Origin of the sequence: Aromatoleum bremense, from assembly GCF_017894365.1 — a bacterium.
Lineage (GTDB): Bacteria > Pseudomonadota > Gammaproteobacteria > Burkholderiales > Rhodocyclaceae > Aromatoleum > Aromatoleum bremense.
The window spans coordinates 2,092,604-2,118,230 of record NZ_CP059467.1 but is presented as its reverse complement, the minus strand read 5'-3'; the positions used below and the strand labels follow the sequence as shown (position 1 = coordinate 2,118,230).

The 25,627-nt window shown below is 64.5% G+C and carries 29 protein-coding genes; 8 read left to right on the top strand and 21 right to left on the bottom strand.

Features of this window, described 5'->3' with window-relative positions:
* Nucleotides 1-9: 9 nt before the first annotated feature.
* The 14 genes from pbN1_RS09910 to pyrE form a co-directional block, all read right to left on the bottom strand.
* The gene (locus tag pbN1_RS09910; RefSeq protein ID WP_169203466.1) at nucleotides 10-2,043 is read right to left on the bottom strand and encodes a TonB-dependent receptor plug domain-containing protein; all 2,034 of its coding nucleotides are present in this window, start codon (nucleotides 2,041-2,043) and stop codon (nucleotides 10-12) included.
* A 110-nt stretch (nucleotides 2,044-2,153) separates the two neighbouring features.
* On the bottom strand, nucleotides 2,154-2,855 hold the full coding sequence (locus pbN1_RS09905; protein WP_169203467.1) for an ABC transporter ATP-binding protein: 702 nt from the start codon (nucleotides 2,853-2,855) through the stop codon (nucleotides 2,154-2,156).
* A 12-nt stretch (nucleotides 2,856-2,867) separates the two neighbouring features.
* Complete coding sequence (modB, locus tag pbN1_RS09900; protein WP_169203468.1) at nucleotides 2,868-3,539, bottom strand: molybdate ABC transporter permease subunit; 672 nt, start codon at nucleotides 3,537-3,539, stop codon at nucleotides 2,868-2,870.
* Between the two features lie 18 nt (nucleotides 3,540-3,557).
* Nucleotides 3,558-4,319: a molybdate ABC transporter substrate-binding protein gene (gene modA, locus pbN1_RS09895; RefSeq protein WP_244857233.1), complete on the bottom strand. Its 762-nt coding sequence runs from the start codon at nucleotides 4,317-4,319 to the stop codon at nucleotides 3,558-3,560.
* 382 nt (nucleotides 4,320-4,701) lie between these two features.
* A complete protein-coding gene (istB, locus tag pbN1_RS09890) occupies nucleotides 4,702-5,436 on the bottom strand; it encodes an IS21-like element helper ATPase IstB (protein WP_169204293.1) in 735 nt (244 codons plus the stop codon).
* 67 nt (nucleotides 5,437-5,503) lie between these two features.
* On the bottom strand, nucleotides 5,504-7,063 hold the full coding sequence (gene istA, locus pbN1_RS09885) for an IS21 family transposase (protein ID WP_169204294.1): 1,560 nt from the start codon (nucleotides 7,061-7,063) through the stop codon (nucleotides 5,504-5,506).
* On the bottom strand, nucleotides 6,987-7,769 hold the full coding sequence (locus pbN1_RS09880; protein ID WP_210147709.1) for an ArnT family glycosyltransferase: 783 nt from the start codon (nucleotides 7,767-7,769) through the stop codon (nucleotides 6,987-6,989). Before pbN1_RS09880 ends, istA begins: the two co-directional genes overlap by 77 nt.
* A gap of 115 nt (nucleotides 7,770-7,884) precedes the next feature.
* Nucleotides 7,885-8,133 (bottom strand): hypothetical protein, encoded by a 249-nt coding sequence (locus tag pbN1_RS09875; protein WP_169204125.1) that lies wholly within the window; start codon nucleotides 8,131-8,133, stop codon nucleotides 7,885-7,887.
* Between the two features lie 42 nt (nucleotides 8,134-8,175).
* Nucleotides 8,176-8,307 carry a hypothetical protein gene (locus tag pbN1_RS20945; RefSeq protein ID WP_280516181.1) on the bottom strand — a complete coding sequence of 44 codons (132 nt, stop codon included), beginning with the start codon at nucleotides 8,305-8,307 and terminating at the stop codon, nucleotides 8,176-8,178.
* A 90-nt stretch (nucleotides 8,308-8,397) separates the two neighbouring features.
* On the bottom strand, nucleotides 8,398-8,607 hold the full coding sequence (locus pbN1_RS09870; RefSeq protein ID WP_210147708.1) for a hypothetical protein: 210 nt from the start codon (nucleotides 8,605-8,607) through the stop codon (nucleotides 8,398-8,400).
* A gap of 38 nt (nucleotides 8,608-8,645) precedes the next feature.
* Complete coding sequence (locus pbN1_RS09865; protein ID WP_169204126.1) at nucleotides 8,646-9,428, bottom strand: NAD-dependent deacylase; 783 nt, start codon at nucleotides 9,426-9,428, stop codon at nucleotides 8,646-8,648.
* Nucleotides 9,421-11,505 carry a molybdopterin-containing oxidoreductase family protein gene (locus pbN1_RS09860; protein WP_169204127.1) on the bottom strand — a complete coding sequence of 695 codons (2,085 nt, stop codon included), beginning with the start codon at nucleotides 11,503-11,505 and terminating at the stop codon, nucleotides 9,421-9,423. Before pbN1_RS09860 ends, pbN1_RS09865 begins: the two co-directional genes overlap by 8 nt.
* Nucleotides 11,506-11,596: 91 nt before the next feature.
* The gene (locus pbN1_RS09855; RefSeq protein WP_169204128.1) at nucleotides 11,597-12,232 is read right to left on the bottom strand and encodes a DUF4124 domain-containing protein; all 636 of its coding nucleotides are present in this window, start codon (nucleotides 12,230-12,232) and stop codon (nucleotides 11,597-11,599) included.
* Entirely contained in the window at nucleotides 12,210-12,857 is a 648-nt protein-coding gene (pyrE, locus tag pbN1_RS09850) for an orotate phosphoribosyltransferase (RefSeq protein ID WP_169204129.1), read from the bottom strand. Before pyrE ends, pbN1_RS09855 begins: the two co-directional genes overlap by 23 nt.
* Nucleotides 12,858-12,889: 32 nt before the next feature.
* Between pyrE and pbN1_RS09845 the strand changes: the two genes are divergently transcribed.
* On the top strand, nucleotides 12,890-13,672 hold the full coding sequence (locus pbN1_RS09845; RefSeq protein ID WP_169204130.1) for an exodeoxyribonuclease III: 783 nt from the start codon (nucleotides 12,890-12,892) through the stop codon (nucleotides 13,670-13,672).
* Nucleotides 13,673-13,993: 321 nt separating this feature from the next.
* Here pbN1_RS09845 and pbN1_RS09840 read toward each other — a convergent pair whose 3' ends face one another.
* From pbN1_RS09840 to pbN1_RS09830, 3 genes are all read right to left on the bottom strand, one after another.
* Complete coding sequence (locus pbN1_RS09840) at nucleotides 13,994-15,262, bottom strand: sensor histidine kinase (protein WP_169204131.1); 1,269 nt, start codon at nucleotides 15,260-15,262, stop codon at nucleotides 13,994-13,996.
* Entirely contained in the window at nucleotides 15,252-15,935 is a 684-nt protein-coding gene (locus pbN1_RS09835) for a response regulator transcription factor (protein ID WP_011237690.1), read from the bottom strand. Before pbN1_RS09835 ends, pbN1_RS09840 begins: the two co-directional genes overlap by 11 nt.
* A gap of 259 nt (nucleotides 15,936-16,194) precedes the next feature.
* A complete protein-coding gene (locus pbN1_RS09830; RefSeq protein ID WP_169204321.1) occupies nucleotides 16,195-17,235 on the bottom strand; it encodes an IS630 family transposase in 1,041 nt (346 codons plus the stop codon).
* On the opposite strand from pbN1_RS09830, the gene pbN1_RS09825 reads away from it, so the two are divergent.
* On the top strand, nucleotides 17,234-19,108 hold the full coding sequence (locus pbN1_RS09825; protein ID WP_244857232.1) for an LTA synthase family protein: 1,875 nt from the start codon (nucleotides 17,234-17,236) through the stop codon (nucleotides 19,106-19,108). The genes pbN1_RS09830 and pbN1_RS09825 overlap by 2 nt on opposite strands.
* Nucleotides 19,109-19,163: 55 nt before the next feature.
* Nucleotides 19,164-19,628 (top strand): phosphatase PAP2 family protein, encoded by a 465-nt coding sequence (locus pbN1_RS09820; protein WP_244857231.1) that lies wholly within the window; start codon nucleotides 19,164-19,166, stop codon nucleotides 19,626-19,628.
* Here the strand turns inward: pbN1_RS09820 and pbN1_RS09815 are convergent.
* Nucleotides 19,610-20,683, bottom strand: a complete 1,074-nt coding sequence (locus tag pbN1_RS09815) for an IS630-like element ISAzo30 family transposase (RefSeq protein WP_169204322.1) — start codon at nucleotides 20,681-20,683, stop codon at nucleotides 19,610-19,612. The genes pbN1_RS09820 and pbN1_RS09815 overlap by 19 nt on opposite strands.
* Nucleotides 20,684-20,703: 20 nt before the next feature.
* Here pbN1_RS09815 and pbN1_RS09810 point away from each other — a divergent pair, with 20 nt between their 5' ends.
* The gene (locus tag pbN1_RS09810; protein ID WP_244857256.1) at nucleotides 20,704-20,985 is read left to right on the top strand and encodes a phosphatase PAP2 family protein; all 282 of its coding nucleotides are present in this window, start codon (nucleotides 20,704-20,706) and stop codon (nucleotides 20,983-20,985) included.
* Between the two features lie 272 nt (nucleotides 20,986-21,257).
* On the opposite strand, the gene pbN1_RS09805 is transcribed toward pbN1_RS09810, so the two are convergent.
* The 3 genes from pbN1_RS09805 to pbN1_RS09795 all read right to left on the bottom strand — a co-directional run bounded on the left by pbN1_RS09805 (nucleotide 21,258) and on the right by pbN1_RS09795 (nucleotide 23,656).
* Complete coding sequence (locus pbN1_RS09805) at nucleotides 21,258-21,848, bottom strand: hypothetical protein (RefSeq protein WP_169204069.1); 591 nt, start codon at nucleotides 21,846-21,848, stop codon at nucleotides 21,258-21,260.
* Nucleotides 21,849-22,058: 210 nt separating this feature from the next.
* Nucleotides 22,059-22,736, bottom strand: coding sequence for a lysophospholipid acyltransferase family protein (locus tag pbN1_RS09800; protein ID WP_244857230.1), 678 nt, complete (start codon nucleotides 22,734-22,736; stop codon nucleotides 22,059-22,061).
* 161 nt (nucleotides 22,737-22,897) lie between these two features.
* Nucleotides 22,898-23,656 (bottom strand): GNAT family N-acetyltransferase, encoded by a 759-nt coding sequence (locus pbN1_RS09795; protein WP_169204068.1) that lies wholly within the window; start codon nucleotides 23,654-23,656, stop codon nucleotides 22,898-22,900.
* A 210-nt stretch (nucleotides 23,657-23,866) separates the two neighbouring features.
* Between pbN1_RS09795 and pbN1_RS09790 the strand changes: the two genes are divergently transcribed.
* From pbN1_RS09790 to pbN1_RS09775, 4 genes are all read left to right on the top strand, one after another.
* Nucleotides 23,867-24,181, top strand: a complete 315-nt coding sequence (locus pbN1_RS09790) for an ElaB/YgaM/YqjD family protein (RefSeq protein ID WP_169204067.1) — start codon at nucleotides 23,867-23,869, stop codon at nucleotides 24,179-24,181.
* Between the two features lie 6 nt (nucleotides 24,182-24,187).
* On the top strand, nucleotides 24,188-24,571 hold the full coding sequence (locus pbN1_RS09785; protein WP_169204066.1) for a phage holin family protein: 384 nt from the start codon (nucleotides 24,188-24,190) through the stop codon (nucleotides 24,569-24,571).
* On the top strand, nucleotides 24,568-24,894 hold the full coding sequence (locus tag pbN1_RS09780) for a YqjK-like family protein (protein WP_169204065.1): 327 nt from the start codon (nucleotides 24,568-24,570) through the stop codon (nucleotides 24,892-24,894). The genes pbN1_RS09785 and pbN1_RS09780 overlap by 4 nt, the downstream gene beginning before the upstream one ends.
* Before the next feature lie 170 nt (nucleotides 24,895-25,064).
* Nucleotides 25,065-25,622: a hypoxanthine-guanine phosphoribosyltransferase gene (locus pbN1_RS09775; protein WP_169204064.1), complete on the top strand. Its 558-nt coding sequence runs from the start codon at nucleotides 25,065-25,067 to the stop codon at nucleotides 25,620-25,622.
* The last annotated feature ends 5 nt before the right edge of the window (nucleotides 25,623-25,627 follow it).

The window sequence follows — 25,627 nt, the reverse complement described above, 5'->3', positions numbered from 1 at the left end:
CGTCCGTCCTCAGAACCGGTAGTCCAGACTGGCGAACCACATGCGCCCTGGCGCAGGAAAGCCCGCCTCGAGTTCGTAGTTCCGGTCGGTGACGTTGTTGACCCGCAGCTCGGCGGACAGATCCTTCATCGGTCGCCAGACCATCTTGAGATTCAGCGTGGTGAACCCGTCCAGCTTGACCGTGTCGCTGGCCCAGCGGCCGCTGTCATGCTCGGCGAAGGCGATCATGTCCACCGCCGCCGCGGCCCGCCACAGCGCATGCAGGATGACCTTCGTCTCCGGGATTTTCGTCAGCCTTGTCGCTGGATCGCTGACGTTCTCCACATCCATCCAGGTCGCGTTGCCGCCGATCTCCCAGCGTGCGCCGAGCGGTGTCTTGAGGCCAAGCTCGATGCCCTTGATTCGCGCCTTTCCGACGTTCTGCATCTGGCATTGGTTGGCGGCGCTGCAGCTGGCCGCGCCATTCAGGTTGACGCTCTGGATCTTGTCCTCGATATCGCTCCAGAAGATCGCGGCGTCCGCCTGGGCACCGGCCCAGGGCTGCCCTTGGTAGCCGATCTCGTAGTTGCGCGCCTGTTCGACCTCGAGGTCCGGGTTCTCGATGAAACGGCCCAGGCGGATGGAGTAGCGATCCTTGAGGGTGGGCAAGCGGGTCTTCTCCGCCACGGTCGCGTACAGTCGCGCCGTTGGCGTCAGATCGTAGAACAGGCCGATCTGCGCATCGGTGGCGCGCTGGCGACGCGGCAGGGTGAAGGTGCCACCGCTGCTGAACACCTTTTCCGGTTCGAGTTCGTGATGGGCCAGGCCGATTGACAGCAACGTCTTGTCACCGATCGAGATGCCGTCCTCGACCGACAGCGAGCGCAGGGTGTCCTCGAAATCCGCGCCCAGGGCATCGTCACCGTCGCGCTCCTCATGCCGGTCGCTCTTCGTCTGGGCGACGAAGCGCACCAGATGGCCCTCGAAGCGCCGCGACTCGAGTTCCACAGCGCCGCCATGAGTCTTGTCGTGATAGATGCTGCGGCCGGTGGACACGCTGCCGGAACCGCTCGTCTTGAGCATGGCGTAGGTCGCGTCGGTGTAGCTGTTCACCTCATTGTCGAACCAGTCGGCAAAGAGGCGCAGCTTCAGCGTCTCATGCGCACCCAACGCGGTGCGCGAGACGAAGTACAGGCTCTCCTTGTCCCAGTATGGCCACTGCCAGTAACGCGCGGCGGTCGGGTCGGTCGACGGCGGCTGGCCCTTCTCGCCGTCCTGCTTGATGTAGGTCAGCGCGTATTCGTCGCCGCCTCCGGGGGTCAGACCCAGTTTCAACGAGGCCTTGCTGTCCTTGTAGTAGGCGTTGTCGCGCCGGCCGCCGTCCTCCGTCGCGGTCGGCCTGAAGTCGTCGGACAGCCTGAAGCCATCGGCTTCGCGATGGGCAACGCCGGCCTGCACGTACCAGACGCCCTGGTTGCTGCCGAGATTGACCGCCGCCCGGCGGGCACCATCCTCGCCGAAACCGATGCTCGCGTCACCCTCGAAGGCCTTGCCCGGCTTGCGCGAGATCAGGTTGATGGCGCCGCCCAGCGTGTTGGGGCCGTAGGCCACGGAGCTGAACCCCTTGGCGACCTGTATCGCGGCGAGGTCGCCGGTGTCGAAGCGACCAAAGTCGACATATCCGTCATAGGGCACATAGACCGGGATACCGTCGATGAACAACGGCGCCTGGCGCGGATCGTAGCCGCGCAGGTAAACCGTCTGCTCGTTGCGCGAGTTGGTCGACACCGTCACCCCGGAGAGCAGATTGACGGCTTCGCCCACGGTTTCGCGGTTGAACGTCTGGATGTCCTCGCGCGTGACCACCGAGGAGACTTGCTCCGGCGCGATCTCGCCGAGAGCGAGGCGCGGAACCGTCACCTGGATGGCGCCCAGTTCGAACGGCGTTGCGCCGCGCCCTTCCTGTGCCCATGCCGCCGTGCAGCCACTCGCAACGGCAACGGCCGTTGCCAGTGCAGCCCGTCGCGTTCGTGGAAAGGATGGATTTCTCGGTGGCCTGAACATCAATATTTCTCCCTTGGTTCGCAATAGCAACTTATATATAACGATTGGCAAAAAAAAGTGGCGACACCTTCCCCTGGCCGCTGTTCAGGTGGCGAAGCCGAATGGGCGGCTCACGCATGCAAGACCTCCAGCGCCCCTTCCCCGGCCTCGACGGCGAAGCGCCCGTCTTGCAGGCTCAGGACGTGATCGCCGAAGACCACCGCGTCTTCCGGGTCATGCGTGATGAGCACCATCGGCACCTGCAGCCGCTGCTGGAGTTCTCCCAACTCCTCGCGCATCGCAATGCGCAAGGTCGGATCGAGTGCGGCGAAAGGTTCGTCCAGCAGGAGGGCGCGCGGTCTCGCCACCAAGGCCCGTGCCAGCGCAGTGCGCTGGCGCTGCCCACCCGACAGTTCAACCGGGAACTGGTGGGCGAGATGGGCGAGTTGGAACGCATCCAGCCAGTACTCGACCGTTTCGTGCCGGACATGCGCCAGCGGGTTGAACCACCCTCGCGTCAGCCCAAAGGCAATGTTCTGCCGCACGGTCAGGTGCGGAAACAGGGCGTAGTCTTGGAAGACGTAGGCCACTTCTCTCCCCTGGGGCGGCAGATGAATGCCTTTTGCAGCGTCGAACAGTACCTTCCCGTCAAGGCGAATATGGCCAGAATCCGGGCGCAGCAAGCCAGCGATGGCCTTGAGCGTCAGGCTCTTGCCCGAACCGGACGGGCCTAGGATCACGATACGTTGGCTGCTGGATTGAAGACGTACATCGAGATGGAACACCCGCTGGCCGGACCGCAGGGTCTTGCGAACGTCTAGGTCAAGCTGCATCGCGCGGCCTCCCTAGCGGCTGGCAACGCGGCCGGGAGCAAGCCGCCCCGCCGCCAGCAGCACCACCACGCACACCACCGAAGTGATGAGCACGAGCAGGTTGGCGGTATCGTCCTGTCCGGCCTGGACCGCTTCGTATACCGCCACCGACAGCGTTTGTGTCTTGCCGGGAATACTGCCGGCCACCATCAAGGTCGCTCCGAACTCGCCCAGTGCACGGGCAAAGGCCAGCAGCAAGCCGGCCAGGATGCCACGCCACGCCAGCGGCAAGGTGACGCGGAAGAATACGGCGACCTCGGGGATACCCAGCACCCGCGCAGCCTGCTCCAGTTGCCCGTCCACGGCCTCGAAGGCTGCGCGGGCGGGCTTGAACACGAGCGGGAAAGCCACGATGGAGGCCGCGATCACCGCGCCCTGCCAAGTGAAGATCAAGTTGATCGCGAACTGCTCGTGCAACCACGCCCCCAGCCAGCCACGCCGCCCGATCATCACCAGCAGGTAATAGCCCAGCACGGTCGGAGGCATCACCATTGGCAGTGTCAGCAGCGTGTCGAGCAGATCTCGCCCGGGGAAGCGCGTGCGCGCCAGCAGGTAACCCACGGCAACGCCTAGCACCAGGTCGATCGCCGTAGCCCAGCCGGCGACCTTCAATGAGAGGGCCAGCGCCGTCCATGCCGACTCCATGTGTTATCGAGACCCGGCTCACGGCTTCTGGAAGCCATACTTGCCAAGGATCGCCTGCCCGGTCGGCGACAGCACGAAGGCAACGAATCGTTGGGCTTCCTCGGCGTTCGTACTCCCCACCGTCCGCGCGATCGGATACGCGATCGCGACATCCAGCGGCACCTCGAAAGCCACACGCACCTTGTCTTTCATGACCGCCGCGTCAGTTGCATAGACAAAACCCGCATCCACCTCGCCACGCGCCACGTAGTCGAGCGACTGGCGAACGTTCTGGGTGCTGACCGCCTTTGACGAAACGTCGGACCACAGCTTGGCCGCCTCCAGCGCATGCTTGGCATACCGGCCGACGGGAACGCTCGCGGGGTTGCCAATAGCGACCCTCTGCACAGCGGGCTGCATCAGGTCGTCCAGGCGGCCGAGGGACTGCCTGCTGTCACTTGGGACCACCAGTACGAGGGCATTGCGGGCAAAGTCGTGCCGCTCCCCGCGGACAACCAAGCCCTGCGCCTCTGCCATGTCCATCGTCTCTTGGTCCGCAGAGGCGAAGACATCGACAGGCGCCCCCTTGGCCATTTGCTGCAGCACCGCATCGGAGGAGCCGAAATTCAGCAGGACCCTTGAGCCGGGATGCTGCGCCTCATAGCGCTGGGCAACGTCCTTGAAGGCGTTCGTCAGGCTGGCGGCGGCAGACACCGTCACCTCGCCGGCATGCGCCAGGCCGGTCGCGACGAGGGCGGCGAGCACGACAAGGCCTTTTTTCACGGATGTGGGAGTCAACACGGCGGTCTCATGGGCTTGTTTTCGAAAGCGCAATATACACTTAGATATTGCGCTTTCGAATTGATATACATCAACAGCCCTTGAAGGATCACGTTGGACGATCGGCCCACACCATCAAAATGAGGTACTTCCCCTCCAAATTGGCCCCCCGGATCGACACCGAACCGCGATGGCACTGCGCATTCCGACGATCGTGACCGCTCATACCGACGAACGTGACCGGTGCTCTGTGCGCGCCAGCGTGGTGTTCAGAGTTTAACCGCGTCGGTCACGATCACGGTCATTTCGGGGCATGGCATAGGCTTATCCACAGGCGGCCGCCAGCGCGCCTCACACGCTGGCGGGCGGCCGGCTGTGGGTAAGCCGTACAGCACGCGCGGCCTCATGCCGTGGCCTTCTTTCGCATCGATTCGCCCTTCAGGGCGAGCTTGTGCGCGGCATGCACGATGCGATCGAGGATCGCGTCGGCGAAGGTCGGGTCGCCGAGGTAGGCGTGCCAGTGCTCGATCGGCAGCTGGCTGGTGATCACCGTCGAGCGGCTGCCGACCCGGTCGTCGAGGAGCTCGAGCAGATCGCTGCGCTCGGCCGCCGAAGGCGCCGCCAGGCCCCAGTCGTCGATCACGATCAGGTCGAGCCGGGCCAACTGCATGAGCCGTCGGCTGAAGCTGCCGTCGGCGTGGGCGAGGCGCAGCTCCTCGAACAGGCGCGGCAGGCGCACGTAGTAGGCCGACAGCCCCTGGCGGCAGGCGGCGTTGGCGAGTGCGCAGGCGAGCCAGGTCTTGCCGCTGCCGGTGGGGCCGGTGATCAGGCAGTTCTGCGCCTGGCGGATCCAGTGGCAGGTGCCCAGCGCGGCGAACTGGCTGCGCTCGAGCCCTCGCCCGGCGCGGTAGTCGACATCCTCCAGGCAGGCGCCGCCGACCTTGATACGGGCGGCCTTGAGCAGGCGCTCGATGCGCTTGCTGTCGCGCAGCAGCAGCTCGCGGTCGATGAGCTGGGCAAGGCGCTCGTCGAAGGTGAGCGCCTCGATGGCGGGATGGGCGTGTTGTTCTTCGAGGGCGCGCGCCATGCCCTCCAGGCGCAGGGCGCGCAGTTGGTCGAGGGTGGGGTGGGTGAGCATCGTGGTTTCTCCGGTGCGGGTGGTTAATGGGGTGGGTCGAGCCGTTACGGCGTAACGGCGCTGCGGATCAGTGGTAGTAGTGCGCACCGCGCAGGTTGGCGTGCGCATCGGGCAGGGCGAGTTCGGCCTGTTGCGGCGCACTCGCCGGCAGCGGTGCGCGATCGAGCCCGGTCTTGAGCATCGAGGCGAGGTTCTTGTAGCGCATCGCCCCGAGCGCGACGGCGCGGGTGGCGGCGGCCTCCAGCCGTGTGTTGCCGTACTGGCGGGCCAGGCGCATCAGCCCCAGGCAGGCGCGGTAGCCCTGTTCGGGGTGCGGCATGCGTTCGAGCTGGAAGGCGACCACGCGCTCGGTGTGCGGCCCCACCGTGGCGCCCCAGGCGATGAGCTTGCTGGGCGACCACTGGCGGTGGGCCTGGTGCGAGGCTGGCATGTGCTCGGTGAGCGTGCTGAAGGCGCCGCGCCGGTGGCTGCGGGCATGCACCGCCACGCGGCGTCCGCCGGCGAAGCACTCGATGCTCGAGAGCGTGACGCGAAGCTCCAGCACCTGCCCGACCAGCGCGTGGGGCACGCTGTAGTAGTGGCCGTCGAACTCGACGTGATAGTCGATGTTGGGCTTGGCCTTCTTCCACTGGGCGAACTGGAACGGCGTGGCGGGCAGCGCACGCAGCGCCGGCTGGTCGAGCGTCTCGAAGGCGCTGCGACGATTGCCCGGCAGGCGCTGGAAGGGGCGTGCGTTGAGATCCTCGAGCAGCTCGGCGATGGCCACGTCGAGCTCGGCCAGCGAGAAGAAGCGCCGGTGCCGCAGCCGCGCCAGGATCCAGCGCTGCACGATCTGTACGCCCACCTCCACCTTGCTCTTGTCCTGCGGCTTATAGGGGCGTGCGGGCAGGATCGCCACGCCGTAGTGCTGGGCGAACTCGGCAGTGGTGCGCTGCAATTGCGGCGCGTATCGGTCCGGTTCGCCGACCATGGAGCGGGTGTTGTCGGGGACGATCAGCTCGGGCACGCCGCCGATGAAACGCAGCGCCCGCCCCAGCGCCCCCAGCCAGTCGGCTTGTGACTGCGTGGCCGTGGCGCAGGCGAAAGTGTAGTTCGAGGCCCCGAGCACGGCCACGAAGATCTGCGCCCGAGAAATCTCGCCGGTCTCGGCGTCGACGATCGGCACCGTGTCGCCCGCGTAGTCGATGAAGAGCTTCTCGCCGGCGCGATGCACCTGGCGCATCGAGCGTTTGAGCCCCTTGGCGAAGTCCCGATAGAGGTCGCAGAAGCGCGAATACTGGTAGGTCGGCCCGGCCGTCGCCTGGACGTACTCCTCCCACAGCAGTGCGAGCGTGACGTTCTTGCGCTTGAGGCCTTGATGGACGCCGGCGAGATCGGGCATCCGGTAGCCCACCGCCGTCCCGCGCGGACGCGGCGTCCCGCCCAGCAGTGCGCGCAGGCGCGCCTCGTCGGCCGCCGCCAGTTCGGCCCAGCTCACGCCGCTGGCCTCAGCCGCCTTCACGTACTTGGCGACGACGCCCTTGGAAATCGACAGCGCGCGCGCGATGCGCTCATGCGAGAGCGCGCAGTCGTACTTGAGCCGTAACAGCTCCTTGATGTTGTGCATGGCAATCCGCTCCGCCGGCATCCCCTCGCTCCGTGCAAAGCGCGCAAGGGTAGCCGTGACAAAGGTGGTTGCCACGCTGGCCGCACAGGCCGTTCCGATTTGATCGTGACCGACGATTCCGACAACGTGACCGGTGATTCCGACGGCGGCCCAAATCGGTCACGATCAAATCGGAATCGCCGGTCACGACCTCGGAATCACCGGTCACACCCTTCTCGGAATGGGCGGTCACGATGGGTCGGAATACGCAGTAGTGCCACGCAGCCAGCAGGGACAGTAGGCTCAGCCCGGTCAGGCTCATCTCGATTTCCGCGCGACGGGCGAACAGACTAAAGCCGGTATTGGCCGCCAGGATCATCGCTGCGTACAGACCGACCCGTCGCCCGCCCAAGTGTTTGCCCAGGACATAAACAACGGAGCAGGAAGACAGCGCGAACACGGCCGAAGGCAAGCGCAGCCCCAACTCTGACACCGTGTCGAGAAGCAGTGTCGGCAGCAACGTCAGCCAGTTGAATAGCGGGGGTTTGGCCAGGTATAGCTTGCCGTTCATGTATGGCAGCAGCCATTGACCGCTCTCGTACATTTCGCGGGCGGTTACTGCGCGGCGCGCTTCGTTGACGCTGAGAAATGGGATATCGTCGATCCCCCAGAAGCATAGCAGCACCACTAACCCCATGATGGCGGCGGCAGACAGCGCCTCTTCGGATTTATCGACTCTGATGTTCATCGGTCAATTGCCTCAGGACATGGTGCTGCTGGCACAGCGCCAGGCGGAGGACATGTATGGGGGGCGGGGACGCGGCTATTCCGTAACGATTGGAGCAATGTCCCGACAATTACTTTCAGGTATCACATGCGGATAGAGAGTTGGGACGGCCAGAATTACGGCCGGCCGTCAGGTCGAGGGCCAGAGCAGGATCGCCGGCACGCATGAGAGCATTGCGGGCCAATTGCATATTGCGCCAGTTGGAAAGGCGGTGGGCGAGGCTGGGCCGATACTTCAGATGTCCCTGTGCATGTTCGCGGTCACGTTTGCGCGAGAAGTCGAACTGGATGAGACTACGCGTTGGCATGATGACGAGCACTTCCAAGGCGGTGCCTGCCAATCTAAAGGGTAAGGCATCAAGGCGACGTCAAATCAATATAAAAAAAACGTCAAGATGGCTCGCGCAGCCGAACCTGGGAGCAGCTGCCCCCACCGCCGGGATGCCAACACCGGTATCCTCGACACGAAAGCCGCCGTCCTCGAGGACGAGACGCACCATGCCGCGTTCCGTGTAATGCAGGGCGTTGCGGAGCAGGTTGAAAAAACTATAGGGGTCAAAAAACTATAGGGGTCAAAAAAACTATAGGGGTCAGATCTTGCAACGCAACATCACCCCTTCCCGGATTGTTCGCCAGGGGTGTCGTGCCGGCCATTGCCAGATGCCCCGTTCGCCCCTGGCGGCTCGAACCGCGGACAGCTCTTCGGTCTTCGGTAGCGTCTTGGCGAAGGCGATCTTGATGGCTTTCCAGCGCGCCAAGTAGTCGCTGTCATCGGGCGGCAGGCTCCACACTGCATGCATGGGCTCGGGTAAGACAACTCCCCTTACGGCCTTCGGGCTCAATCCTCCAGCGGCCGCTCCGGATGCAGGCGCCGCCACAGTTCCGGCATCGCCTCCGCCGCGCGCAGGCGCAGACGGTGCGTGACGATCTCGCTGACTCCGGTTTCGCCGGGGTTGATCTCGACGCTCGGCACGCCGGCCTGATCGGCCCACCAGATCGGCCCGGAGATGTACGGGAAGACGCTGGTGGTGCCGATCGACACGACGAGGTCGACGCCGTTGTCGAGCAGCGCCTCCAGCCGGCGCAGGCCGGTTTCCGGCAACATTTCGCCGAACAGCACGACGTCCGGCCGCAACACCCCGCCGCACACCGGACAGCCGGGCGGAATCCGCAGCCCCGAATAGTCGGGCACCGAGCGCGCGTGCTTGCATTCCGTGCAGCGCAGGCGATGCACGCTGCCGTGGATCTCGATGAGGTTGCGCGATCCGGCCGCGCGGTGCAGGCCGTCGACGTTCTGCGTCAGCACCCACACGCCGGGGCGCTCGTGCTCCAGCGCGGCGATGATGCGGTGCGCGATGTTCGGCGCGGCGCCGCGGCAGTTGGCCTCGATCTCGGCGATGTACTTCCACGCGACCTCGGGGCGCGCCTCCATCATCTCGCCCGACAGCGCCTCTTCGATCGTCAGCCCGTCGTCGGTCAGGCGCTCGTGGTAGAGCCCGCCGATGCCGCGGTAGGTCGGCAGGCCGGAATCGGCCGAGATGCCGGCGCCGGTGATGAAGAGGATGCGGCCGGCATCGGCGATGAGGCGGGCGACGGCATCGAAAGTCTGCGCATCAGTCATCGTGCGCGTCCTTTGCGACCTCGACGAGACAGTCATAGAACGTCGGGCCGCCGCCCATGTCGGTCAGCGCCTTTGATGTCACCGCGTTCGCGTTCTCGCCATCACCGGACAGCTTGCGCCACCACACCGAGGGCGCGACGACGACGCCGGGGCGCACGCGATCGGTCGGCACTGCGCGCGCGTGGAATGCGCCGCGCTCGTTGAAGATGCGCAGCCGGTCGCCCTCGACGATGCCGCGCGCTGCCGCGTCGGCGGGGTGGATCTCGAGCGACGGGCCGCGTTCCTGCTCGGTGAAGCGCGGCAGGTTCGCGAAGCTGGTGTTGAGGAAGTTGCGCGCCGGCGGCGAAATCATCGCCAACGGATAGCGCACCGCGAGCGCCGCGTTGCTGACCGGCGACTCGTGCGGCGGCACCCACGCCGGCAGCGGGTCGTGCCCTTGCCGGGCAAGGCTGGCGGAGAAAAATTCGCACTTGCCCGACGGCGTGAAGAAACCCCCTTTCGCGAACGGCGCAAACGGCCGCGGCAGATTCAGGCGCGCCCAGCCCTGCCCGGCAAGGCCGCGTTCCAGCCCATACACACGGTTGTCGCGGCGCTTGAACGCCGCCGCGGCGATCGCGTCGTCGGACTCGGCGAGCGCCGGGTCGGTGAAGCCGAGCCGCGCGGCGAGCAGGCGGAACACTTCGGTGTTCGGCTTCGCCTCGCCGAGCGGCGCGATCGCCGGCTGGTTGTCGACCGCGTACAGGTGGCCGTAGGACTTGTGCAGGTCGCGGTGCTCGAGCTGGCTCGTCGCCGGCAGCAGGATGTCGGCGTAGTCGGCGGTGTCGGTCTGGAAGAGTTCGTGCACGACGCAGAACAGATCCTCGCGCGCGAAGCCTTCGCGCACCCGGCGGTTGTCCGGCGCGACCGCGAGCGGATTCGAGTTGTAGACGTAGATCGCGCGGATCGGCGGGTCGTCCACGGTGAGCAGCGCGTCGCCGATCGTCGCCATGTTGATCGTGCGCGGCGGGCGGCCGGGCGCGTGCGGGTACAGGTCCGGCCGCTCGAGCGCCTGCTGGTCGACCGGAAAATTGCCGGACGTCGACAGCACCGCGCCGCCGGCGGGATGGCGCCACGCGCCGGTCAGCGCCGGCAGGCAGGCGACGTTGCGCACCGCCATGCCGCCGCCGCCGCAGCGGTTGAGCCCGTAATTGAGGCGGATCGCCGCGGGCTTGACGCTGCCGTACTCGCGCGCAAGGCGACGGATCGCATCGGCGGAAAGGCCGGTCAGCGGCGCCGCCCATTCCGGCGTGCAGGGCTTCACGCGTTCGGCGAGCGCGTCGAAGCCGAGCGTGTGCGCTGCGATGTAGTCGCGGTCGATCAGGTCATCATCGATCAGCACCTGCATCATCGCCAGCGCAAGAGCGCCGTCGGTGCCGGGCCACGGCGCGAGATGCTCGTCGCACTTTTCCGCGGTCTGCGTGCGCCGCGGGTCGATGCAGACGAGCTTCGCGCCGCGTCGCTTCGCCTCCTGCAGGTAGCGCCAGCCGTGCAGGTTCGACACCACCGGGTTCGCGCCCCAGATCAGGATCAGCTTCGCGTCGACGAGCGCTTCCGGGTCCGTGCCGACCATTGCTCCGATCGTCGCCTTCCAGCCGGCCACGCCCGCCGACGAGCAGATCGTGCGATCGAGCAGCGACGCGCCCAGGCGATGGAAGAAGCGAAAATCCATGCTGCCGCCCTGCACGAAGCCGAGCGTGCCGCCATAGCTGTACGGCAGGATGCCGCGCGCATCGTCGGCGGCGATCGCGCCGAACTTTGCGGCGATCGTGTCGAGCGCCTCGTCCCAGCCGATGCGCTCGAAGCGGCCTTCGCCCTTGCGGCCGACGCGCTTCATCGGGTGCAGCAGGCGCTGGTCCGAATACACCCGTTCGAGGTAGCGCGCGACTTTCGGGCACAGCGCGCCGTTCGTGAACGGCAGGTCGTCGGCGCCGCGGATCTTCACCGCCCGGCCGTCGGCGACGGTCACTTCCATCGCGCAGGTATCGGGACAATCGTGCGGGCAGGCCGCGCGGACCACCTTTTCAACGGGCTGGCTCATCAGTTCTCCTGAAAACCGTCACATGCATCGCGCGCGCCGCAGGGCCGGCGCGCAGCGAACGCAGCGTCGTGCGGCGCCCCGCGGAGAACGTTCAGCGGTGCCCTTCTCCGGCCGCGATCAGCTCGGCGTAGCGACGCCGGTCGGCGGCGAAACGCGCGTGCACCGCCTCGGTTTCGCGAATCTTCGCATCGATGATGCTTTTTTGCGCCGCGAGTTCGCCATCGACGCTCTGCTGTGCGACCACGATATTGCGCGGCAGATCCTTGCCGCGGTAAGCCGCGGCCTCTTCGGCAAGGCGCCTGCGCTCGCCCAGCAGCTCGGTTTCGCGGGCACGCGCCGTTTCGATCTCGCCGCGGATGTCCGCGATCGCGCGGTCCTGGCGGTTGTCGATGTCTTCGAGGCTCGTGTACGTCTCGAGCAGCGCCTGGTCGAGCCGCCGCTGCTTGAGCAGGCGGGCCTCTTCGTCCTTGCGGCGCTGCATCTCGGCATCGCGCTGCGCGATCTCGCGACTCGTCAGCGGCGCCGCGATATGCCTGCGCACGGTGCCCTGCGGACTGATTTCCCGATAGGCGCGGCCATAGCAGACGGTCGGCAGCACATCGCCGCACACCGGCCTGCCATTCGCGTCCTCGCAGCAATAGATCGTGCGCTCGCTCTGGGCGGCGACCACGGGCGGCAGCGCCAAAAGCACCATGCACAGCAGCTCAGCGCGGCGAACAGATGCCATACGTGTCGCGATAGGCCTGCACCGCGTCGAGATTCGCGACGAGTTCCGGGCTGTCGCCGAGGTAGCCGATGAGGTCGTCGAGCGTCGCCACGGCGATCACCGGAATATCGAAGCTCGCGCGCACTTCCTCGACCGCCGACTGGGCGCCCTTGCCGCGCTCCATGCGGTCGAGGGCGATCACCACACCGGCCGGGACAGCCCCGCCGGCGCGGATCAGTTCGACCGACTCGCGCACCGACGTGCCGGCGGAAATCACGTCGTCGAGAATCAGCACGCGGCCCTTGAGCGGCGCACCGACCAGCGTACCGCCTTCGCCGTGGTCCTTCGCTTCCTTGCGGTTGAACGCGAAAGGCAGGTTCACGCCCTGCTCGGCGAGCCGGATCGCGACCCCGGCGACAAGCGGAATGCCTTTGTATGCCGGACCGAACAGCATGTCGCACGGCACGCCCGCAGCCTGAATCGCCCGCGCGTAGAAGCCGCACAGCTCGCGGAACGACGCGCCGTCGTCGAACAGGCCGGCGTTGAAGAAATACGGCGAATTGCGCCCGGCCTTGGTCACGAACGAACCGAAGCGCAGCACCCCTTTGGTGCAGGCCAATGCAATGAAATCCCGGCTAAAATCCACGTCTTGCATCCACTTTGAGCTTATCCGGCAGAATGTTACGCGTCATCACCCTCAACCTCAACGGCGTCCGCTCGGCGGTCAGCAAGGGCTTCCTCGACTGGCTCGCCGCGCAGGACGCCGATGTCGTCTGCGTGCAGGAGCTCAAGGCACAGGCCGGCGACCTCACCGACGCGGTGCGCACGCCGGATGGCTACACCGGCTACTTCCACCACGCCGAAAAGAAAGGCTATAGCGGCGTCGGGCTCTACACCCGGCGACAGCCCGACCGCATCGTCGAAGGACTCGGCATCGCCGACATCGACGCCGAAGGCCGCTTCCTGCAGCTCGATTTCGGCCCGCTGTCGGTGGTGTCGCTGTACCTGCCGTCCGGCTCCAGCTCGGAGGAGCGGCAGCAGATCAAATTCGGCTTCATGGAGCGCTTCCTGCCACATCTGGCGACGCTGCGCGCTTGCGGCCGCGAGATCATCGTCTGCGGCGACTGGAACATCGCGCACAAGGAAATCGACCTGAAGAACTGGAAGTCGAACCAGAAGAATTCCGGCTTCCTCCCCGAGGAGCGCGCCTGGTTCAGCCGCGTGCTCGAGGAGCAGGCGTGGGTCGACGTCTATCGCCGGCTGTACCCCGACGCCGGCGGCGAAGGCTACACGTGGTGGTCGAACCGTGGCCAGGCGTGGGCGAAGAACGTCGGCTGGCGCCTCGACTACCAGATCGCGACGCCGGGCATCGCCGCGACTGCGAAGTCGGCCGCGGTCTACAAAGCGGAGCGCTTCAGCGACCACGCGCCCCTGGCTGTCGATTACGATTTCAGCTTCTGACGGCTCGCGGGGACTTCCACGTTACCGCCGGAAACGGCATACGCGCAGATCTGCCGATATTCCAAGCCCGGTCAACGGGGTTCACCGAGCAGGAAGGAGATTGCCTCACACCACCAGCCATCGTCGACGCGGTTGGCTCATTCGCCATATTCACAAAAGAGGTTCAGGTGGGCCTGATTCGTCGTAGTGTCTGGACGATACGGCCATGCAGGCTATTAACGCGGCAACGAAATACCGTTCGGGCTGAGCCTGTCGAAAGCCCTGTGATGGCCCTTCGACAAGCCTGTCCTGAGCGAAGCCGGGCCTATCCTGTGAAAATCTTCAGGGCGCATGATCCAGCACGACGAGGAAACAACTCCCTCGGGGCAAGAGGTCACTTACGCTGATCGTCCATCCTTGATGTGCGCAGACTCGCCTCACCAGCGAGAGTCCTAAGCCCAAACCTTCACCCCGCGCACGCTCGCCGCGCACGAACGGCTCGAAAATACGATCCTGTTGATCCAGTGGAATTCCCAGGCCGGTATCCTCGACGCGGAACCCGCCTTTCTGCAGAACCAGACGCACCGTACCAGAATCTGTGTAATGCAGCGCATTACGCAGCAAATTGGACATTACGGTGCGCAGGAAGGTGCGGTTGTAACACGCCCCGTCGTTACCCTCCTCAAGAAACTCGAACTGGAGACCCTTGTCGCGCATCGGTGTCCCCCAGCGCTCGCCTTGCTCCGCAGCAACGCTCGCCAATGAAGCCTCTCCGCCCAGAGAAACTTCTTCAGGCCTCATTCGCACCAGCGTCAGGAAAGTCTGGACCAGATCACCCATCTCCTCGGCCGCGCGGCCGATGCGTGCTACCAGATCCCTTTCGCGGGGAGGCAGGGATACGGCTTCCAGGAGCTCGCAGGAGGTCGCGACGATCATCAAGGGAGTGCGCAGTTCATGGCTGACATCACTAGTGAATAGGCGCTCGCGCTCCAACGAAAGTTGCAATTCCCCGAGCGCGCTGTCGAACGCGGAGGCAAGATGCCCAATCTCGTCGTCGGAGTATTCCGCCGCCAAAGGAGGTGCGACCGGATGAAGCTGGTCCCGATGCTGGACTTGCTGAGCCAGCCTTGTCACTGGCGCCATGACCTTGCGCGCCATCAATCGGCCGAGCAGCCAAGCTCCCGCGACGCTAAGCAGAAAACCGGCCAGCACTACATCGAACAAGGCCTGCTCCCGCGCTTCGAACTCGTGTTGCTCCTGCACGAGCAGATAACGCTGGTCCCTGATCTCGCGCGTGTAGACATAAAAGGCGTCTTCGCCGTCCACCACCTCGGCGAAACCTGGCGGGGTTTCCGAGAACAGCTCCGGAATCCGGGATTCGGAAGAAGTCGTGGCAAAAAAGCGCGTGCTGGAATCGAGTCGGGGAGGCAGCCCCTGTCCGACATCGTGAAGCACGAGGTTCATTTCGCGATTGAGCTCCTCGGAAACAAGATGCCGCTCGATGGAATGGACGATGCCAACGATACCTAGCGAAAATATTCCGCTTACAACCAGGGTCATTAGCGTGAAAGCAATGACGATACGGCGTGCAAAGGGTTGTTTAGACAGCATCGGATCTCTCCGACAGGCGATAACCAACGCTGTGAATGGTATGCAGCAGCGGCTTTGCGAAAGGTTTGTCGAGGACTTGGCGCAGCTGATGGATATGGCTGCGCAGACTGTCGCTTTCCGGCAGGTTCTCCCCCCATAGGGCTTCCTCGAGCGTATCTCGACGAACCACAGCCGGGCTTCTTCGCATGAGGATTTCGAGCAGCTTCAAGCCGATCGGGTTGAGCTTGAGCGCCCGCCCGCCACGGGTGGCCTGCAGCGTATCCACGTCAAGGGAAAGATCACCGACCTGTAGAAGTCGCGTGCGGCTCCCCTGGCTTCGCCGAAGGATTGCCTCGATGCGTGCAACCAGTTCCGACAGAGCGAAGGGTTTGATCAAGTAGTCGTCAGCCCCGGCATTGAGGCCCCGCAAACGATCATCCAGGGCATCCCTCGCCGTGAGCATGATGATGGGCGTGTCACGCCCCGCATCCTCGCGAAGACGCTTGCACACCTGATAGCCGTCGACACCCGGCAGCATGATGTCCAGGACGATCAAGTCGTACTGCTCGGTCACCGCCAGGTGCAAACCGCTCAACCCGTCCTGGGCACAGTCGACGATGTAGCCCTTGAGCTGCAGATAGTCGAGCACGTTGACGAGAATGTCACGATTGTCTTCGATAACGAGAATGCGCATAGGCGGGCTCACGACAGGAGGAATGATGTTTTTTTCACAGCGCTTTTACGAACAGCTCACGCGTTCGTCGGCAGACTGCGGCCCGTTCATCCACAACAAATCATACAATGCTCTGGCCCCGATCTGCTCAGCTCCGCTACCTCTCGCTAATTCTCACTATTTGGCTGGCGTTGTTCTTGCTGACCCGCAGCGTGCTCCTCGTCGGCCATTTCAATGATGCCGGCGTCAGCGTTATTAACCCGGCAATCAAATAGCTAATTTACTGGGCGTACCGAACGTGCTCATGGCTGAAATACGAACGCACTCGATCCGGCATCGCAGCAATGCGCTCCATGCAGGTTCGCGCCTTTTCAAGAAGTGCGGCGGCGGTCTTGGCAATTGGCCCGGAGCGTATCGTCGTCTTCAGATCCCGGTTCAGATACTCGTCGGGGTTGAGCTCAGGCGCGTACGGCGGCAGGTAAAACAGTTCGATCTTCTCGGCGTTCTCGGCGGCCCACTCTCGGACACGGTTGGCGCGATGCACGCGCAGGTTGTCGACGATCAGGAACACCTTACGCTGAGCGTCCTTAATCAGATCTTTCAAAAAGACGATGAAACGCTCGGCATCGATGGCCCCTTCGAAGAACGAGAAGCGCACCAAGCCCTGGTTGGTGATCGCCGAGATCATCGACGTCGATCCATGGCGACCGGCCGGCAGTCGAAGCTCAGGCGTCATCCCCGCCATCGAGTAGCCGCGCACCCAGTTCGCGTCCTGGCGAATGGCAGTCTCGTCCCCCCAGTAAATCTCGGCATCTTCGGCCTTGGCACGGGTGACGATCTGCGGGTACTCCTCCTGGAGCCACGCCTTGAGCCGGGCCGGATCCTGCTCGAGTGCGCGCTTGACCGGCCGCTGCGGGGTGAAGCCCCAACGCCGAAGGTACTCGCCGACAGTGCGAATGGGCATGTCGATACCGAAGAGCTGCTTGATGGCGAGCATGACCGCGCGGCGATTCCACAGCGCGAATTCGAGCTGCAGCTGGGCGGGATTCGAGCCAATGATCTTCAAGCGCAACTGCTCCTCTTGAACCAGCGTCAGTGTTCGCCCCGAGCCATGGCGACGGCCACGTTGTCCGCCCTTGATCACCGTATCGACGCTGTCGGCTTGGGCGCGACGCGCCCATTTCAACACGGTGCCGACATGAACCCCGCACACCTCAGCGATGTGCGCCCACGCGTAACCTTGCTTTCGCAGGACAAATGCTTGGCGGCGAATGTGCTCCAGTGCTTCGGGCGGGAGCTTGCGGGCGTCGATCTTTTCCATGCCCGAATTATATCAAAATCTATTTGATTGCCGGGTTAATAGCCAACTGTTCGCCGTCTATGGCATAGGCATCATCTATGATCTCGCCTTTCTGACTTTCGCGGCGTTGCCGTTGTCGCTTTATCTGTTGCTGTGCCCGCGGCGTATCTGGCAGACGCATTGGCACCTTCAGTTCCTGCATGTATTGGTGGCGATCAGCCTGTTCGCCATGTTGTTCACTGCCGTGGCCGAATGGCTATTCTGGGATGAGTTCGGCGTACGTTTCAATTTCATCGCGGTGGACTACCTGGTTTATTCGGATGAAGTGGTCAACAACATTCTCGAGTCCTATCCCGTTTATCCGCTGCTGGCGTTGCTGGCACTGATGGCGGTCGCGGGTGCGGCGTTGCTGCGAAATATTATCGACGCCGCCGTGCGCGCACCCCTGCTGCCATGGCGTCACACCTGGCAGAAGCTGGGCGGGTTGTCGATCATTGCAGTGATGATCGGGCTGGGGGTCAGCCAGGAATTTCCCCGCGGTATCGGCGGCAATGCCTATCAACGGGAGCTGGCTGCCAATGGCCCCTACCAGTTCTTCGCGGCGTTCCGCAACAACGAACTGGAATATCCCGGGTTTTATGCGACGCTGCCCCTGCCCGAGGTGGCCGACCAGCTTCGCCAGGAGGTGAGCGAACCCAACGGCCGCTTCATCGGCACCGATCCCCTGGATATACGCCGGGCTATCGACAACCCAGGCATACCTGTGGCGCTGAACGTGGTGCTGGTGACCATCGAAAGCTTGAGTGCCAAATACATGGGCAGCTTTGGTGACGCACGCAACCTGACGCCGAACCTGGACAAATTGCGCAAACAAAGCCTGTTCTTCAATAACTTCTACGCCACCGGTACGCGTACCGATCGCGGGCTCGAAGCCATCACGCTCGCGATCCCGCCAACTCCCGGACGTTCTATCGTCAAGCGAATTGGCCGGGAAAGTGGTTTTGCCAGCCTGGGACAACAATTCAATGCGCAGGGCTACGACAGTGTCTTCTTATACGGTGGGCGCGGTTACTTCGACAACATGAATGCCTTCTTCGGCGGCAATGGCTATCGCATCGTCGATCAGAGCAGCGTCGCCGAAGCGGATATCCATTTCAAGAACGCCTGGGGCATGTCCGATGAAGACTTGTATACCCAAGCGATCAAAGAGGCGGATTCGGATCATTCCGCCGGAAAGCCATTTTTCCTGCAACTGATGACGACGTCCAACCATCGGCCGTACACCTATCCGGAAGGGCGTATAGACATTCCCTCGGGAGACGGTCGCGCAGGGGCGGTGAAATATACCGACTACGCCATTGGCCGATTCCTCGACCAGGCACGCGGGAAACCCTGGTTCGATCAGACCGTTTTCATCTTCGTCGCTGATCACACAGCCGGAAGCGCCGGAACGGAAGACCTGCCCGTGGCCAATTACCACATCCCGCTACTCATCTACGCACCGAAGTTCGTCGAGCCCCGTGAGTTCTCGGGTTTGGCCAGTCAAATCGATCTCGCACCGACCCTGCTTGGCCTCCTCAACATGGATTACGTCTCAACCTTCTTCGGACGCAACGTGCTGCGGGACGACGCTGCGCCAGGCCGCGCGTTGATCGGCAACTACCAAAACCTGGGGCTGTTCGATGGAAAGGATCTGGCGATTCTGAGCCCTCGTCGCGCGGTGCGCCGTCACGACGACGCGCTTCAAATGACCCATGAGTCGAATGCCGGGCTCGAAGATCCGCTGGTTCGACGTGATGTCGCCTATTACCAGGGAGCAAGCTACGACTACTCGCAAGGGCTGCTGAGCTGGCAGCCTGGCCGACAGAACCCGACCCAGCTCAGCCAGCGCTGACAATATCTACCACCATACTGGCGCCCATAGTCCGGGTGTCGCCAAAAATATCGCTATGCCTTCCGTTGCCAATTCGGACATATCCAGGCCGTTCAACTTTTACCTCGGCCTGGGTATTCCGCTCGCGTTAATGCTGCTCCTGTTGGCAAGCGACCCGACCGGTATCGATTTTGCGATCTCTAAACTGTTCTACACTTCACAGACTGGGTTCATCGGCAAACACAGCTGGTTTCTTGAGGACGTGCTTCACGACCGCGCAAAGCAAGCGGTCATCACCGTCGGGATACTGGCTATCGCGGGATTCCTGCTGAGCTTGTTGCCGACAAGGTTTAAAGTCCGGCGCCGCTCGCTCGGCTATCTGGTGCTGGCCTTGGTCGTTTCCACCAGCATCGTTACGCCCTTGAAGACACTGACGGCAGTTCACTGCCCCTGGAGTCTGAGAGATTTTGGCGGCTCGGAAACCTACACTCCCTTGTTGAGCGAGAGAACCCCAACCCTTACTCATGAGGCGGAAATATAGGCGACACTGGGATGCTTGAAGAAAGAGCGCACCAAGGCGGGATGCTTGCCGATATCGGCCAACTGGTCATGCACACGTTCTTGCAGGGTCTCGCCTTTTTGCAGGGGCCGGCGGGCGTTGCCGGTACGCTTGGCGTGGCTCCACACCAGTTCATCCGGATTCAGGTCGGGGGCATAGCCCGGCAGGAAATGCAGCGTCAGCTTGCCTTGCGTGCTGGCGACATACGTCTTGACCCCCGCCTTCTTGTGGGCGGGCAGTCCGTCGAGCACCAGGTGCAATGGCTTCCTGCGGCGGTGCATCAGCTTCCTGAGCAAGTCCACAAACAGTTCGCCGTTCAATGCCCCAGGGTAGATGGCGAACCAGAAGCCGCCCTTCATGCTGACGGCCGAGGCCGCACTGATACTTTGCCGCTGCCCGGGCACCGCGACCACCGGTGTGCGACCCTTGGCGCCCCAAGTCCTGCCCTGCACGGCGTCGGCGCGAAAGCCGGATTCGTCCCAAAAGAGAATCTCGGCTTTCTCTTCCCTGGCGCGCCGCATCAGCGCCGGATAGGTCTCGTGCTGCCAGCGCTCAATCGCCGCCGGATCACGCTGGTAAGCGCGCTGCAGCGGCTTTTGCACCGTCAGGCCCAGTCGCGCCAGCAGCGCACCAATCGAGGACAGGCTCAGGGTGATGCCAAATTTGCTCTGCACCAAGTCCCGTACCAAGCCCCGTGTCCACAGCCCGGTGTCGAAGCCATGTTCCATCGGCGAGTGCCCGTCGATCCAGCGCAATACCTGCCGCGCCTGCTGCGCGGTGAGTTTCGGGGGCCGTCCAGTGATCGGATGCGACGCCAGCGCCCGCAGCCCATGGCCGCGGCCCGCCGCCGCTTTCAGCCAGCGATAGATCACGCTGCGATGAAATCCGTAGCTGGCGATCACCTGGCTCGGCGCTTCGCCTTCCCGCACCCGCTCAATGGCCATCCTACGAATCGTTTCCAGCGTCCCGTGATCCAGTTTTCGTCCGTCTCGTTTCATCCTCATCGGATCGCCAGGACGGCGAAAGTTCCCCACCATGTCGCCTTACTTCCCGCCTTCTGAGTAAACCCGGACGCTGCTGGCCGGGTGGCCGCGCTTCCGCAGGCTTCTCGCTGATCGCCGTGTTCTTTTTCCTGCGTGACCGTCGGCCGCGTGCGGCCAGATATGCGCTTGCTCTGGCCTTGAGCCTGGGAACAGTATTTTCGGTGGGGCGCATGATGCAGGGCGCTCACTTCCTATCCCATAACATCTGGACACTATTGTTCGATTGGGTGATTTGCCTGGGAACCTATCGACTGGTTCTGTACCGCCCTGCCCAAGCCCCGGTTCCCACCCGGTAGGGTACGACAGCTGGCGATGCACGACCCGCTTCATGGGCGGGTAAAAAAAGCGCCTGGAAGGTAGCCTGTCTGGCCGGATTCGAACCACGATTTATCCGATGCGGCGAACGCATCGGCCGCAAGCATGACCAGCTCGAGGCGTCCGGTGATGCCGGCCCACTCGACGCCCAGCGGGTTCGGCGCCTGCGCCAGCCGGCACGGGCAGGGCAGTCGCGATGTCGAGGGGCAACAGGAAGCGCCGCGAGGCGAAGTGCTGCATGTCGGACCTTCGCTCAGCGCGCCTTCGGGCAGCTCATCGACGCCCGCGCGTCGCCGTTGAACACGAGATCGATCTGCGGCTTGCCGCCATTCTTCACCGTAAACTTGCCGGTGGCGTTTGCCATGGTGCCGGTGAAGCGCATCGCGCCGCCGTCGGACAGGGTATAGCGCCCGCCCTTGTCGCCCACCGCGTAGCGGCCGTCCGCCTGAATGACGACGTCGGTATAGGCATAGTTGAGCTGGCCGTTGTCGAAGGTGTAGCAGCCGTACTTTCCGGCGGGAACGGCGTCCGACCCGGCGCTTGCCGGCGCTGTCGCGGGGTCGGTCGAAACGGTCTGCGCCTGCCTGGCTGCCGCGGACCGCATGCGTTTCGCATTGACCCATTCGTCCCAGTTGGAGCCGTAGCCGTCGTAGGAGACGAGGCAGGTGCCCATGCGGTCGGGGCCGTCGAGCACCTTGGCGGGATACCAGTCGCCGCCGTACAGCACGCTGACCGCCCGGCCCTTGACGCACAGCGCGGAAGCCGGCGCCTCGGCCGCGGCGGCCAGCGCGGTGACGGACAAGGGCAGGCCGACGGCGAGCAGCAGGGCCTTGCGTTTCGACATGTTCTTTTTCCTTCTGGCGGACGGTGGACCAAAAGAGCGCCGCAGCGGGCGGGCGTGTGCGAGCGGCATTATGCCGATGCGATGATAAACGCGGCGCGGGCGAAAGTCTCGGGGCGACGCGGGACGTCACGGTGGCCGGGGCCTCGACCGGACACCCCCTGCTGCATAATGCCCGCCGGAGTCAGACCATTGACTCTGCTTCTGCGCGCCTCAGGGTTGAACGGGACTTCCGCCGGAAACCCGGTCATGGCTTCGCTCCTCGACGCGCGGCGGGCGTTCGATCGGAGCGTATTCCCGCCCGATACCGATGACAACGGCAGCGCGCGCGGCCTGCGCGAGGCTGCGACGATCCGAGCCGGGACCGGACGGCAACGGTTCGGCAGCGAGCGTGCAGGCGACGATCCGCGGCTCGGCGAGCATTGCGACGAGGCACTGGCCGAGCGTCACATCGCCGTCGTAGGCCGGCGCGCGGCTGAACGTGCCGTCCGGCCGGCGGTAGGAGATCGCGACCGGCTGCACCGCGTGGCCGCATGCAATCGCCGGTTGCAGCAGCGCGGCGTGAAAATGCAGGACCTGGCTGCCGTCAGTCGTCGTGCCTTCGGGGAAGATCGCGACATTGCGCCCGGCGTCGAGCAGCGCGCCGATCTCGGCGTTGATGATCTTCGCGTGGCCGCGGCTGCCCCGGCGCAGGAACACGGTCTCGTTCTTCGCCGCGAGCCAGCCGAAGAGCGGCCAGCCGCGCACCTCGGCCTTCGAGACGAAGGCCGACGGCACGAGCGCGTTGATCACGAAGATATCGAGCCAGGAGATGTGGTTCGCGACGAGCAGGCATCCCGGCTCGATCGCGGCACCGTGGGCGCGCAGCTCGATGCCGAGGACAGCCAGCATCCGGCGCGACCAGCGCTGCCGAAGCGCGAGCCGGGTCGAGGCGCCGACCAGCGGAAATACCGTCAGGACGGTCGCCGCGCCGCTGGCGAGATGAAGCCCGACGCGGACGAGCCGCCACGCGCGGACGAGGCGGCTCGTCGGGACGGGAAAGGTGGAAGCGTTCAGTCTGTGCGTCCCAGGAAGTGCCGGGCGTATCTGCCGTCGACGCGGTTCATCGGCAGCAGGATCGGCAAGTCGGCGGTGTTGAAATCGGGGTCCCAGGCTGGCTCGCCGCAGATCCACGCGCCGGCGCGCAGATACCCCTTGATTAGCGCCGGCGCTTCGGCGTCGAGGTCGCCGCGCAGCCGATCGAGCGGCAGCGGGCAGCGCGGGAACACACGGTATTCGAGCGGCGATGCATGCACGTCCTTGAGCCGATTATAGAGGCTGGCCGCGCCGTGGCCGCCGTCGGCCATGCTCACCGACGCGCAGCCGATCAGATAATCGTAGCCGTTCTCCTGCATGTAGCGCGCGAGACCCGCCCACAGCAGCGTGATCACCGCGCCCGTGCGATATTCGGCATCGATGCACGAGCGCCCGATCTCGACGAGCCGGTCGCGCAGATGGTGCAGACGCGTCAGGTCGAACTCGTTCTCGGAATAGTAACCGCCGACGCGGCGCGCTGCCGACGGCGACAGGATACGGTAGGTGCCGACGATGCGACCGGCATCCTCGTCGCGCACGATCAGGTGCTCGCAGAAGGAATCGTAGAGGTCGCGATCGACGCCCGGCGTGCGGGATGACAGGCGGGCGCCCATCTCGTCGGCGAAGATCCGGTAGCGCAGCTTCTGCGCCTCGATGATCTCGGTCTCGCAGCCGGCGAGCCCGACATGGAGATTGCGGGCCGCGCGCTTCGCGGGTACGTGCCGTTTCTGGAGCATGACGCTGACCTCCTGCCGTTCGATGCCGGCATTCTCGAAACCGTGCATTGCGGCGCAGTGACGCGGCCGTTACGGTCGCGTGACGTCAATCCGGCGCACTCCCCGAATGCATCATTTCACTCACGATTTGCCTTCATTTGGGAATGGAGCTAGCGTGTACTTAGCTCGCGCGTCCGCGCGGATGTCATGACCTGAAGAGGGGATAGCAACATGCTGAATACAACCGATACGGTGTCCCGCGACAAGCTCGTCGCAGACTTCAAGGTGGTGATCGCGGATGCCGAGGAACTGCTGAAACTGACCGCCGGCCAGGCAGGCGAGAAGCTCACCGATGTACGCACGCGGCTGGGCGACCGCTTGGTCACGGCCAAGGACCGCATCGCGGATGCCGAATCCGCGCTACGCGAACAGACGAAGAAAGTCGCCTTTGCGACCGACGACTACGTTCACAAGAATCCCTGGCAATCGGTCGGCGTCGCCGCCGGCATCGCGTTCCTGCTCGGCCTGCTGGCCGGGCGTCGCTGATACCCGATGCCGGAGGATTCGAGGCCGCGTCTGGCCGCCAGCCTGCGCGGCCTCCTGGATTCGGGGTTGGGGATCGTCCAGTCGCGGCTCGAACTGCTCGTCGTCGAGGTGCAGGAAGAAAAGCTGCGCCTCGCCAGCCTGCTGCTGAACATCGTGCTCACCGCGGTGCTGGTCGGATTCGGCATCGTGTTCCTGGCGATTTTCCTCACCGTCCTGTTCTGGGAAGAGCATCGCCTCCTCGCCCTCGGGCTCGGCACTGCGGCCCTGTTCGGCGCGGGCTTGTTCACCGCCTCCAACGCCGCCGCCGATCTGCGGCGCGGCACCCGGCTGTTCGCGGCCAGCCTCGCTGAACTCGCGCGCGATCGCGAAGCGGTGCGGCACAAGGAATGAACCCCAAGCTCGTCGAACTGGCGCTGAAGAAGCAGCGGCTGCAGATCCGGGCAGACCAGCAGCGCACGGAAATGCTCCGGCACCTGCGCGGCATCGAATCCGCGCTCGACCTCGTCGACCGGGCGCGCGACCAGGTGCGCTGGGCGCGCGAGCACGTCCCGCTGCTGTCTTCCGTGGTGCTGATCGTGGCGCTCGTCAGGCCGCGCGCGACCTTGCGCGTGGCGCGCCGGGCGTGGCTCGGCTGGATCGTTTTCAGGAAGCTCGGCCAGCGGTTCGCACCCGCGCTCGGGGCGTTCGAGCGCTGGCGCGCCGCCCGCCTGTAGCGATTTGGGCTCCCGCCCGCGAAACTTCCGGTGCCGGCTGCAGCCTCACGTAGCGGACCGGTTTGTCAGGCAGGAGCCGCCCGCTGGCCCGCGCTGAACCGGGAACCGCGGCCATCGCCCGGTAGAATGGCCGATCCGACGTTTTCGTAATGCTTCAGGAGGCTGCTGCAATGCCGGTCGATATGGACGAAATCATCCGCGCCCGCGAGGAGGCCGATTGCCTCGCCGACGCCACTACGGTCGATGCTGCGCTTGCGCGCATGGCGGCGGAAATCACCGCGCAGCTGGCCGGCAGCAATCCGATGGTGTACACGGTGATGAACGGGGGACTGATCCTCGCCGGTCGCATCCTGCCGCGGCTGCCCTTCCCGCTCGAAGTCAGCTACCTGCACGCGACGCGCTACGGCCATGCGCTGAAGGGCACGCAGCTCGATTGGCGCGTGCGCCCGACGTCCGACCTGCGCGGGCGCACCGTGCTGGTGCTCGACGACATCCTCGACGAAGGCCACACGCTGCACGCGATCCTGCAGTACCTGCGCGCCGAAGGGGCGAAGGAAGTGCTGGCCGCGGTGCTCGCGCACAAGGTGCACGACCGCAAGGCCTACCCCGGGATGCGGGCGGATTTCACCGGAATCGACGTCGCCGACCGCTTCCTGTTCGGCTGCGGCATGGACTACAAGGGCTACTGGCGCAACGCGCCGGGGATATACGCAGTGAAGGGACTTTGAGGAGA